The organism is Actinoplanes sp. NPDC051537 (assembly GCF_055586105.1).
Map to the genome: position 1 here is coordinate 247,985 of NZ_JBVJIU010000003.1, position 11,184 is coordinate 259,168.

10 protein-coding genes are annotated in these 11,184 nt (G+C 70.4%); 5 read left to right on the plus strand and 5 right to left on the minus strand.

The features are described from left to right. Positions 1 to 14 precede the first annotated feature (14 nt). From ACZ6TB_RS08055 to ACZ6TB_RS08070, 4 genes are read left to right on the plus strand one after another with little or no spacing between them, the layout of a single operon-like run. A complete protein-coding gene (locus ACZ6TB_RS08055; RefSeq protein WP_465551902.1) occupies positions 15 to 1,142 on the plus strand; it encodes an NAD(P)/FAD-dependent oxidoreductase in 1,128 nt (375 codons plus the stop codon). A gap of 31 nt (positions 1,143 to 1,173) precedes the next feature. Next, positions 1,174 to 2,214, plus strand: coding sequence for an RNA polymerase sigma factor SigJ (gene sigJ, locus ACZ6TB_RS08060; protein ID WP_465551904.1), 1,041 nt, complete (start codon positions 1,174 to 1,176; stop codon positions 2,212 to 2,214). Between the two features lie 31 nt (positions 2,215 to 2,245). After that, positions 2,246 to 2,923 (plus strand): phosphatase PAP2 family protein, encoded by a 678-nt coding sequence (locus ACZ6TB_RS08065; protein WP_465551906.1) that lies wholly within the window; start codon positions 2,246 to 2,248, stop codon positions 2,921 to 2,923. 10 nt (positions 2,924 to 2,933) lie between these two features. Further along, a complete protein-coding gene (locus tag ACZ6TB_RS08070) occupies positions 2,934 to 3,644 on the plus strand; it encodes a phosphatase PAP2 family protein (RefSeq protein ID WP_465551908.1) in 711 nt (236 codons plus the stop codon). Between the two features lie 213 nt (positions 3,645 to 3,857). Here ACZ6TB_RS08070 and ACZ6TB_RS08075 read toward each other — a convergent pair whose 3' ends face one another. The 4 genes from ACZ6TB_RS08075 to ACZ6TB_RS08090 form a co-directional block, all read right to left on the minus strand. After that, positions 3,858 to 5,294, minus strand: a complete 1,437-nt coding sequence (locus ACZ6TB_RS08075; RefSeq protein WP_465551910.1) for a COG1470 family protein — start codon at positions 5,292 to 5,294, stop codon at positions 3,858 to 3,860. Positions 5,295 to 5,327: 33 nt separating this feature from the next. Then, positions 5,328 to 6,812 (minus strand): mannitol dehydrogenase family protein, encoded by a 1,485-nt coding sequence (locus tag ACZ6TB_RS08080; protein WP_465551912.1) that lies wholly within the window; start codon positions 6,810 to 6,812, stop codon positions 5,328 to 5,330. A gap of 475 nt (positions 6,813 to 7,287) precedes the next feature. Further along, entirely contained in the window at positions 7,288 to 7,968 is a 681-nt protein-coding gene (locus ACZ6TB_RS08085) for a response regulator (protein ID WP_465551913.1), read from the minus strand. Continuing rightward, positions 7,943 to 9,457, minus strand: a complete 1,515-nt coding sequence (locus ACZ6TB_RS08090; protein ID WP_465551915.1) for a sensor histidine kinase — start codon at positions 9,455 to 9,457, stop codon at positions 7,943 to 7,945. Before ACZ6TB_RS08090 ends, ACZ6TB_RS08085 begins: the two co-directional genes overlap by 26 nt. Before the next feature lie 72 nt (positions 9,458 to 9,529). Here ACZ6TB_RS08090 and ACZ6TB_RS08095 point away from each other — a divergent pair, with 72 nt between their 5' ends. Next, positions 9,530 to 10,171, plus strand: a complete 642-nt coding sequence (locus tag ACZ6TB_RS08095) for a DUF4386 domain-containing protein (RefSeq protein WP_465551917.1) — start codon at positions 9,530 to 9,532, stop codon at positions 10,169 to 10,171. A gap of 68 nt (positions 10,172 to 10,239) precedes the next feature. On the opposite strand, the gene ACZ6TB_RS08100 is transcribed toward ACZ6TB_RS08095, so the two are convergent. Beyond that, a complete protein-coding gene (locus ACZ6TB_RS08100) occupies positions 10,240 to 11,112 on the minus strand; it encodes a GNAT family N-acetyltransferase (RefSeq protein ID WP_465551919.1) in 873 nt (290 codons plus the stop codon). Positions 11,113 to 11,184 lie beyond the last annotated feature (72 nt).

The following is an 11,184-nucleotide window of genomic DNA, read 5'->3' on the forward strand; positions in this document are numbered from 1 at the left end:
ACCATCTGGTGGGCATGAACGACATCGTGATTCTCGGCGCGGGATACGCCGGCATGGCGGCGGCGATCCAGCTGGCCGCGCGCACCAGGCGCGACGACGACATCCGGGTGACGCTGGTCGACGCGAACGACCGGTTCACCGAACGACTCCGGCTGCCGATGACCCTTACCGGTCAGCGGACCGCCTCACTCTCCATCCCGGCGATGCTCGAGGGCACCGGCGCGCGCTTCGTGTGCGGCCGGGTCACCGCCGTCGATCTGTGCGCGCGCACGGTGTCCGTCGGCCCGGAACAGATCAAGTTCGACCTTCTCGTGTACGCCCTGGGCAGTGTCGCCAATGCCGCCTCCGTGGCCGGGGCGGCCGGGCACGCGTACACGCTGAACGGATTTTCCGAAGCCTCCCGGCTGGCCGGTCGCCTGGCGTCGGCGCGCGACGTCGTGGTCGGCGGGACCGGGCTGAGCGGGATCGAGTCGGCGGCCGAGATCGCCTCCCGGTATCCGTCGCTGCGCGTGACGCTCGTCGGGCGTACGGCGCCGGGATCGTCCTTGGGTTCGAAGGCCGGCGCCCATCTGCGGGGGGCGCTCGAGCGGCTGGGGGTGTCGGTGCGGCTCGGCGAGATCGAGAAGGTGCTCGCGGACGGCGTGGTCGTCGACGGGGAGACGCTGCCGGCCGACGTGTTCCTGTGGGCGGGCGGGACGCGGGTGCCGGTCCTGGCCGAGGGGATCACCACCGACGATCGTGGACGGATCGTGACCGACGCGGGGCTGCGCTCGGTGTCGCACCCGTTCGTCTACGCCGTCGGCGACGCGGCGGCGATCACGCAGCCGTACGGGATCATGCATGGCACCTGCCAGAGCGGCATGCCGACGGGCGTGCACGCGGCGCTCTCGATCCTCCGCGCGCTGCGGGGCCGCGAGCCCAGGCCGTTCCGGTTCGGCTACTACCACACCCCGATCAGCCTCGGCCGCGACGACGCGGTCGTGCAGTTCACACACGGTGACGACACGCCGCGCCGTTTCTACCTGACCGGGCGGCTCGCGGCGCGCTACAAAGAAACGGTGACCGCGTCGCCTTGGCCCACTTATCGCCGCATGAAGCGCCTGCCGGCGTCGGGCGCGTTCTGGCCCAAGGGCAAGCGGTGAGCGTCCCTCGCGCCCGGTCTCGGAGCTCCCGGTGAGCCGGCCCTCCTCGCCCTCCTCGCCCTCCTCGCCCTCCTCGCCCTCCTCGCCCTCCTCGTCCTCCTCGCCCTCCTCGTCCTCCTCGCCCTCCTCGTCCTCCTCGCCCTCCTCGTCCTCCTCGCCCTCCTCGTCCTCCTCGCCCTCCTTCGCCTTCGAGGAGCATCGGGACCTGCTCTTTGCGGTGGCCTATCGCATCCTGGGCAGCGCGGCCGAGGCCGAGGATGCGGTGCAGGAGGCGTGGATCCGCTGGTCGGCCGTCTCCCACCGCGGCGACATTTCGGATATGAGGGCATATCTCTGCCGCATCGTTGCCAACGAAGCCCTTGCCCGGCTGCGGGAGGCCCGGCGCCGGCGGGAGGTCTATGTCGGGCCCTGGCTGCCGGAGCCGATCGTGACCGACCACCCGGCCGACCCCGACTCGGTGTCGATGGCGATGCTCGTCGTCCTCGAGGCGCTCAGCCCCCTGGAGCGCGCCGTCTTCGTGCTGCGGGAGGTGTTCGATTTCAGTCACGCGGAGATCGCCTCGGCGGTGGGGCGCTCGGAGGAGTCGGTGCGGCAGGCCGCGCATCGGGCGCGGGAGAACGTGGCGGCGCGCCGGCCGCGGTTCGCGTCCTCGTCCGGCGCTCCGGCCGATGAGCGATCCCGGCTTCGCTCGGTGACCGAGCGTTTCCTCGCGGCCGCTACCGGCGGTGACGTCAATTCGCTGATGGAGCTGCTGTCGCCGGACGTCACGCTCTGGACCGACGGCGGCGGCAAGGTGCGGCAGGCGTTGCGGCCGATCGCGGGGGCGGGGACGGTCGCCGGGTGGTTCGCCGCGATCGGGACGGTCACCTATCAGGGAGTCGCGCCGGGGGAGATGCGGGCGATCGTGGCCGAGATCAACGGCGGGCCTGGGGTGATCTTCCGGGGGCCGGACCGGGTGATCGCCACGGTGACGTTCGACCTCGATGCTGCGGGTCGGATCAGCACGATCCACAACGTCGCCAATCCCGACAAACTGGGCGCGGTGGCGTCCGGTGAAACCTACAAGTTGTAGGACACGCTCGATCGTGGGTATAGCTACGGGCATGCGTTACACCCGGCCGACCGTCGCCGCCGCCGTCTCCGTCCTGCTGCTCATCCCGTTCGCGTTGCTCGCGGTCCTCGTGGTCGGCAACGTCGGGTGGCTGCACTCGCTCGATCTGCGGGTGACCGACGCGCTGCACGGGTTCGCGGTCGGGCATCCGGCGTGGGTGTGGTTCGAGAACTGGTGGAGTCTGGTCTTCCACCCGAACACGTGGCGACTCGCGGCGGCCGGCCTCGCGGTGTGGCTCGTGCGGCGGGGCGACCGGGCGCTCGCCTGGTGGGTCGCCGTCACGATGACGGCCGGCGGCCTGTTGGGCGTACTGCTGAAATTGCTCGTCGGCCGGCACCGGCCCGACCTGCTCGACCCCGTGGCCCGCGCGGCGGGCTATTCGTTCCCGTCCGGCCATGCGCTGACGAACGCGCTCGGCGCCGCGGTGTTCCTGATCGTCCTGATCCCGCACACCCGACGGAAGGGCACCCGGATGGCGTTGTGGGCCGTCGCGATCGTCGTCCCCGTGATCACCGCGATCTGCCGGGTGGCGCTGGGCGTTCATTGGACCAGTGACGTGATCGCGGGGCTGCTGCTCGGCGTGGCCGTTCCGGCCGTGACCGCCTTCGCTTTCCTGGCATTTTCGTCCCGGCGGTCGATGCGACGCATGGAACCCGATCGAATCGGGTAGTGCGCGTCGCATGCTGGATAACCGAGTCGAGTTCCGTCGCTATCTGGACGCCCCGCACCTGGCCGCCGTCGGCAAGCGGATCCTGGTTCCGGTTGCCGTGCTGCTGCTCGGGATGATCGGCCTCGGCCTCCTGGTGACCAAGGTGCTCGACGACGTCTGGCCGTTCACCGTCGAGGACGGCGTGAACCGGTACTTCGCGGCGCACCGCACCGACCCGCTCAACATGATCACGTGGTTCTGGAGCTTCGTCGGCAGCACACCGGTGATCATCGGGGTCACCGCGATAACCGCCTTCATCCTGCTGCGCAAGCTGCACAGCTGGCGCGAGCCGCTGTTCCTGTGCGCGGCCGTGAGCGCCCAGGCGATCGTCTTCTTCTTCACCACCCTGATGATCGACCGCGAGCGTCCGAACGTGCACCGCCTCGACAACTCCCCGCCGACGTCGAGCTTCCCGTCCGGCCACACCTCGGCGGCGTTCGCGCTGTACGCCGGTCTGGCCCTGGTGCTGGCGACGCTGGTGCACCGCACCTGGGTGAAGTGGACGTGCTGGCTGCTCGTGCTGGTGCCGGTGTGCGTGGCGCTGTCCCGCCTCTACCGGGGCATGCACCACCCGAGCGACGTGACCGCGTCCTTCATCAACGGCGCCCTGTGCATCACCATCATGGCGTTCGCCATCCTGGACCGGCGCGTCCCTTGGTCGCGGCTCGGTTCCAGCCGCTGAGCCGCCGGCGCGCCGCTCGGCAGGCGCGCCGCGCAGCTCGCTTCGCGCCGCGTCGCCCAGCTCGCTTCGCGCCGCGTTGCCCAGCCGAGCCCGCGTTGCCCAGCCGAGCCCGCGTCGCCCAGCCGAGCCAACGTCGCCCAGCCCAGCCAGCGTCGCCCAGCCGAGCCAACGTCACCCAGCCCAGCCAGCATCGCCCAGCTCAGCCCGCGTCGCTCAACCCAGCGGCGCGAACTTCAACGCCGTAATCGCCACCGGCGCCTGCGCACCGCCCGCGGCCGCCACCGCCGGACTTATCAGCACATAGTCCACCCCGCCGTGCTGCGCGGCCAGGTCCGGCGGCACCGTCAGCGTCGGCGCCGGCGAATTCGAGAGGTCCGCGAAATGGACCTCCATCGTCAGCGTGTTCGGCGTCAGCGGCACGACCTGCACGGCGCCCGCCGCCCCATTCGGCAAAAAGTCCAGCATGAGCGGAACCGAGTGACATTTCGTAGGATCGTCCGGCGCGCTCGACGTCAGGAACCGCTGCCCGGTCCCGGCATCGGTCACCACCGCGGCGCTCCGCGCGTTCTCGCACCCGGCCACCGAGATCGTCCCCGGATCGGCGCTCACCAGGAACCCATCGTTCCGGAACACGTCGCTCGCGACCACGCCGTCCGGCGGCTTCGTCAGATCAACCTGACGCGCCGCATTCCCCGCGTTGGTAGTGGCCGCATTGGACGGCGCCGTGGTCGCCGCCCCGGTCGTCGGCGGGGGAGCCCCCGTCTGGCCGCCCGCCGAAGCCGGCGCCGAGGCCGGCGGCGGAGGCGCGCTCTGTTGTTGCTGCTGCTGAGCGGCCGTGGTCGCCCCGCCGGTGGGCGCGGCCGTCTGGGCCCCGGCCGTCGGCGTCTGCTTGTCGTTCCCACCCTTGGCGATCAACGCCGGCACCGCGATCGCCGCCGCCAGCACGATCACGCCCGCGGCGATCCCGGCGATCTTGGCGAATTTCGACGCTATCCGTGGCTCCTGGATGAACGTCGCCGTACCGGTAACCGGATTTGCCCCCGGCACCTGCGGGTTCGCCGCGATCGTAAGTTGCCGCTGCTTCTCCTTGTTCCACGGCGGTGGCGCCGCGACCGACAGCAGCGCCCGCCCGGCCGCGCTCGGCGGCAGGTCGAGATAGGCCGGCTGGAAGACCGTGCTGACCCGCCGCTCGGGATCGGTCGCCGTCAGGAACAGGCGCACCGGCGCGTTGCCGCCGTTCGACAGCTCCACCGTGTACTGCCCCGTGCGCCCGCCGGTCACCACCTCGGGCGTCGTGCGCAGCGTGATCTGCTCGACGCTGGCCAGCTGGATCGGCACCTCGACACAGCGCGAGACATCATGCCGGTACGGCGATCGCACCAGCGCACCGACCACGTAGGTGCCCGCCGGGGGAGGCGGCTGCACCGGAAGCGTGACCTTCACGGTCAGGGTCGCACTTTCGGCCGGCCGCAGCTTGGCCACCTCGGGCTCGGCGCGCACGGTCGCCCCCTCGGGCAGCCCGAGCATCTCGACGCCGTAGTGCTCCACGATGTCGCTCGCGTTGCGCACGGTGACGTCGAATTGGAGGTTGTCGCCGGGCGAGGCCTCGGCCCGCTCCGGCGCGACATTGACACGCAGCGGCAGGGTCACCGGCTCATGCTTTCACCCCGGCACAAGCAGGGGCTATGCAATACCCGACACGAGATCTTCGAGTGTCGCTCGCGCTCCCTTCCGGTGCAGGCCGGCGAGCACTGACCGGTACGCCGAGACGAACCGCTCGTTGTCCACCAGGTCGCCGAAGACATCCCGGTCCGACACGAACGCGAGTGGATCGGTGCGCTGCCGCCGGGCGTTGGCCATCAGCTTGTCCTTGAGCTGGTCGACGACCTCGATCGGCTCGCCCTGCTCGTCGACGCCCTCGTCGTACCGCGCCCAGGACGCCACGATCGCCGTGGACAGCAGGATGTCGCCGCCGGTCTCGAGGTTCCGGCGGATCACCGGCAGCAGCCACTTGGGGATCCGATCGGAGCTCTCGGCACACAAGCGAGCGACGGTGTCGCGTACCTGGGCATTGGAAAACCGATCGATCAGCTGATGCTGATATTCCCGAAGATCGACCCCCGGGACCGGTTCCAGCGTCGGGGTGGCTTCCCTTTCCATGTACGCGAGCAGGAAGCGCGCGAAGAGATCGTCCTGTGCCACCTCGTGGACCAGCCGATATCCGGCGAGCCACCCGAAGTAGCAGAGCCCCTGGTGCGAGGCGTTCAAAAGGCGCAACTTCATCAGCTCGTACGGTTCGACGTCGCTCACGACCTGAACGCCGGCATCCTCGAACGGCGGCCGTCCGGTGCCTTCGCCGAAGCTGTCCTCGAGGGCCCACTGGGTGAACGGCTCGCACACCACCGGCCAGCCGTCGTCCACGCCGAAGCTCTTGCGTACCTGCTCCCGGTCGTCATCGGTGGTCACCGGCGTGATCCGGTCCACCATGCTGTTCGGGAACCGCACATTCTCGGCGACGTAGGACGCCAGCCCCGGGTCCCGCAGCCGCGCGTAGGAAACGAAGCTCCGCCGAGCGGCCTCCCCGTTCCCCTGAATGTTGTCGCAACTCATGATCGTGAACGGCGGAACCCCCCGCTCCCGCCGCCGCTCGATAGCGGCAGTGATCAGCCCGAACGACGTGCGAGGCCGCGCACCTGGTTGCAGATCGTGCTGGACGTCCGGATTGTCGGCCATGAACTCCCCGGTCACGGCGTTAAAGTTGTACCCACCTTCGGTAACGGTGAGCGACACGATCCGAATAGCCGGCGACGCCATCTTCTCGATAACCGCCTCCGGATCATCCGGCGCGTACAGATAGTCCACGATCGACCCGATCACGCGCGCCTCGAGCCCCCCGTCCGGAGACTTGACCACCAGCGTGTAGAGCCCGTCCTGAGCCCGGAGCACATCACGCATCCGCTGGTCGGCCGGCATCACCCCCACCCCGCAGATAGCCCAGTCGAGGGCCTTCCCGTCACTCATCAGCCGATCGAGATACATCGCCTCATGAGCACGGTGAAAGCCACCAACCCCAAAATGCACGATCCCGGCCGCAAGCTCCGACCGGTCATACCCAGGGACGGCAACATCGTCGAGCGACGACAGCGTGGCATTGCTGAGGGGCAACATCTTCGGTGACCTCCCGGCGGCGTTTCGGGGATAACCCACAGCATCCCACTGTTACCACTAGGTCACCGCCGACCGACTCGGATGATCTTCTGCCCGCCCTCGGTCACGCCCCTCCCCGCCCAGCCTCTCCTTGCGCCGCTCTGGCCGCCGCCCTCGCGCCTGCCGCCCTCGCGCCGGCCGCCCTCGCGCCGGCCGCCCTCGCGCCGGCCGCCCTCGCGCCGGCCGCCCTCGCGCCCGCCGGCCGCTCTCGCGTCCGCGCCCACGCGCTTGTCGGCCTTGTGCCTGCCGGCCTTGCGCCCGTGCGCCTCGCGTCTGCCAGCTTTGCGCCCGTGCGCCTCGCGCCTGCCGGCCTGGCGCCTGCCGGTCTCGCGCCTGCCGGCCTGGCGCCTGGCTGGCCTGCGCCCGCGCGCCTCACGCCCCGGGCCTCCGCGCCCTCGCTCGCCGCGCCCACCCGGCGCCCGGATGGTTCCTCCCGCTATCGAGGCATCATTCGCGCGGTCGGCGTGATACGACCGGTCTCGTAGGCCCACATGGCCAACTCGACGCGATTCCGCGCACCGAGCTTGCCCATCAGGCTCGCAAGATGGGACTTCACCGTGCTGAGACTGACCCGCAGCGCATCGGCGATCTCGGCGTTCGAAAGCCCGCGCGCGACGGCGAGCAACACCTCCTCCTCTCGTGACGAAAGCGGCTCGATCGGCTGGACCGCAGGCCGCCGCCCGACGGGCACATTCGCGAAGGCCTGCAGCAGCCGCACCGTGACACTCGGCGCGATGAGCGCCTCCCCATCCGCCGCTGCCCGCACCGCCTGAACGAGCAACTCGGGCCCGGCGTCCTTGAGCAGAAACCCTCGCGCCCCATCCCGCAGCGCCCCATAGACATACTCGTCCAGATCGAACGTGGTGATCACCACGACCACCATCGGGTCCTTCACGCCCGGCCCCGCCAGTTCCCGGGTGGCCCCGAGCCCGTCCAGCTCCGGCATCCGAATGTCGAACAGGCAAACATCCGGCCGCAACTCCCGCGCGAGCCGCACCGCCTCCCGCCCGTCGCCAGCCTCCCCGACCACCTCGATGCCCGGATCGGTCCCCAACATGATCCGAAGCCCGGCCCGGATGACCGCTTGGTCGTCAGCGAGAAGCACGCGGATCGTCATGACCCTCCTCCTCGCCGTAGCTGTCGCCGTAGCTGTCGCCGTCGCCGTCGCCATGGCTGTCGCCGTGGTCGTCGCCGTTGCCGCGACCGTTGCCGCGACCGTGACCGTTGCCGTTGCCGTTGCCGTCGGCGTGGCCGTGGCCGTGGCCGTGGTCGTGGCCGTCGGCGTCGCCGTGCCGCCGCTGCCCCGCCGGCACCCGCGCCACCTCGTCGAGAGGCAGCTCCGCCTCGACCAGCCACCCACCGCCGACCCCGGGTCCGGCCCGCAGCTTCCCGCCCAACAGGGCCGCCCGTTCACTCAGTCCGGTCAACCCATATCCGCGGCGCACGGCCTCGCGGCCTGGATCGCCTCCCGTGACCGCAGCGAGCTCGACCCGTTCACCCGCAGGCTGGCCGTTGTCCCGCACCCTCACCCGCACCCGGCTCTCCACAACGCCGACCTCTACCCGAATGACGGTCGCCCCGGTCGCGTGCCGGGTCGCATTGGTGATCGACTCCTGCACGATGCGGAAGACAGCCGCATCGATGGGAGTCGGAATCCGGTCGACCGTCTCCTGGACGTGCAGTTCCACGGGTACGCCGACACCGCGTCCGGCGGTCAATCGGTGCAGGTCGGCGATGCCCGGAACGGAGGCGAGCTCGGAAGGGCCGGTGGCGACGGTGTCGTCTCGCAACGCGGTCACCATCGCGCGCATCGCCTCCAAGGTGCGCGCGCCCTCTTCCTCGACGCCCGCGAGTGTCTCGACCGCGCTGCTCGGGTCGGCGCCGGCAAGCACTCGACCCGCTTGCGCCCGTACGACGATCGCCGACACGTGGTGGGCAACGGTGTCGTGCAACTCGCGGGCAAGACTCGTGCGTTCGCGGGCCCGCATCGTCTCGATCTCGCGCCGCCGGGATGTCGCTCGGAGCCGCACCATCGCCCCGAGCGCCCCGGGAAAGGTCAGGAACGACAGCCCGCCGATGACGTCGCTCGCAGGGCCGCGGTCCAGCCAGGTCGACAGGACGAACGAAGCGACGATCACGACCGCGCCGACGACGATGTCTTGCCCGGAGCCCCACCTCGTCAGCGCGTAGACCAGGACGAGAACGACCATGCCGGTGTAGAGACCGATCGGCTTCGCATGCCCCGTGGCGAGGTCGAGCAGCGTGAGGACGATGCCGCCGCCGAAGGCGAGCACGACCATCGTCAGCGGCCGAGTGCGCCGCCACAACGTCGCGACGCAGAGCCCGACCGTCACCAGCACGGACAACGGTCGCCATGTGACGTCGGCCCGGAGAGACCCCTCTATCGCAGCCGCGAGCAGACCGGCGGCGAGCAGCAGCCAGTCTCGCCACACCCGCACCGGCGGATCCGGTGCGCGTGGCTCTGTCCACAGCGCTCGCAGCTCGTCTCGCAACACGCGATTCAGCCTAGGCAGCGGGCGCTGCGGCGCATCGGCCGAAAGAACGACCGTTTTCACCGGCCGCGAGAACGAGAATGTCCTTGCCACCCGCCCGATGCCGCAGCTCGCCCGACCCGGAAGGCTCGTGGCATGCCTGCATCGAAGTCATACGCACGCCTCGTGGGCGTCCTGTTCATCCTGGCCTCGGCCACCGCGATTGCCGGCGGCTCACTGCTACTTCCGATCGAAGAACCGGGCTTCCTGAGCACCCGTGGCGCGCGAGCCCAACTGGTCACGGGCGCCCTGCTGGAGGTGACCCTAGCGGTCTGCGTCGCCGCGATAGCGGCACTGCTGGCGCCGGTCCTGCGGCGGACGGCGGAGGGCGCGGCCGTGCTGTACGTAGCGATTCGCACCTTCGAGGGAACGCTGATCCTCGTCGGGGCCGTCAGCGCCCTGGTGATGACGTCACTGGCCGGGTCCGGCGCGACTCCCGCGCTGGGCGCCGTGGTGTTGCACACCCGCGAATGGGCCTATCACCTCGGCACGGTGCTGGTGTTCGCCGCGAGCGCGATAGTGCTCAACGCGTTCCTGCTCAAGGGCCGCCAGATACCGCCGTGGCTGGCTTGGTGGGGGCTGATCGGTGGCGTGCTCCTGCTCGTACGTGGCGGGCTCGAGCTTTACGAGTTCCCGCTGCCCGGCGTCGTCCAGGTGATCTGCGCGGCGCCGATCGGCATTCAGGAGATGGTCTTCGCGGCGTGGCTCATCGTGAAGGGCCTCGCTCCCTCGGGAGCGTCACCGGCTCACGCATCGGTCGACCGTTAGCGCGATCGACTCGCGCGACGCCCGGCTGTTTGCGCAACGGAAGTGCGAGACGGGGTCACGTGACGGGGTCACGTGACGGGCTTGAGGTCGTGTTGGTAGAGGAGGCTGCGATGGGTTGGCCGATAGCCGAGGGACTCGTTGATCCGGCGCATCGGAGTGTTGCTGTCGGCGGTGTCGGCCAGCAGGCCGGAGAGGTGGGGGAAGCGGGTTCGGGTTCGGGCGATCTGGTCGGCCTTCATCCAGCGGGCCAGGCCTTGTCCCCGGTGCTCGGGGAGGACTCCGGTGCCGTAGTGCTGGGCGTCGCCGGTGCCGTCGGCGGGGACTACCAGCTCGGTGAAGGCGGCCATCTCGCCATCGGGGGTCAGGACGGCCGTCACGCAGAGGGTTTCGCCGCGGTGGATGACGGCGTCGGCCACGTACCGGAGGCGGGCCACGTCCCAGAGCTCCGGGAGGTAGGTGGCGTCGTCCATCGGCATGTCGTCCATCGCGCGGCGGGAGCGGGCGAAGGTCTCCGCCAGATCGTCGGGGACGTGGCCTTCCCAGTGGACGAGCCGGTAGCCGGGCACGGCCTCGACCGTTGCCGGGGTGACGAGTTCGAGAGAGAGGCGGGTGTAGGTCAGGCGTAGAACTTTGCGGAGGCCGAGGGCGGCGCAGAAGTGGTCGCCGGGGGAGCCCTCCTCGACGGGCTGGGTGAGGATGCCGACCACGGTCGGCTCGGCGGCTGCGGCCTCGGTTGTCGCGTGGAGCAGTTGGGTGCCGACGCCGGCTCGGCGTTCGGCGGGATGCACGTGGAGCTCCAGGTCGGCGACGCCGCCGGCGACGGGGATCCAGAGGTACGCCGCGGCCAGGGGGCGGCCGTCCGGGGCTTTGGCCAGCCAGGCCAGACGGCGGCTCGTGGTGCTGTCGGACGGATCGACCAGGGCCGTGATCTGTGCGGTCATGGCCGACATTCTGGCGGATCGCCGGGCGGCGGCTGCCGGCAACCGCGGCGGGGCAACTGCGTCGAACCCGAG

What these genes read in the sequence shown, in the direction of transcription:
- ACZ6TB_RS08085 (WP_465551913.1), bottom strand. Translation starts at nt 7,968, where the DNA reads ATGACGATCCGCGTGCTTCTCGCTGACGACCAAGCGGTCATCCGGGCC.
- ACZ6TB_RS08065 (WP_465551906.1), top strand. Translation starts at nt 2,246, where the DNA reads ATGCGTTACACCCGGCCGACCGTCGCCGCCGCCGTCTCCGTCCTGCTG.
- ACZ6TB_RS08055 (WP_465551902.1), top strand. Translation starts at nt 15, where the DNA reads ATGAACGACATCGTGATTCTCGGCGCGGGATACGCCGGCATGGCGGCG.
- ACZ6TB_RS08070 (WP_465551908.1), top strand. Translation starts at nt 2,934, where the DNA reads ATGCTGGATAACCGAGTCGAGTTCCGTCGCTATCTGGACGCCCCGCAC.
- ACZ6TB_RS08100 (WP_465551919.1), bottom strand. Translation starts at nt 11,112, where the DNA reads ATGACCGCACAGATCACGGCCCTGGTCGATCCGTCCGACAGCACCACG.
- ACZ6TB_RS08080 (WP_465551912.1), bottom strand. Translation starts at nt 6,812, where the DNA reads ATGTTGCCCCTCAGCAATGCCACGCTGTCGTCGCTCGACGATGTTGCC.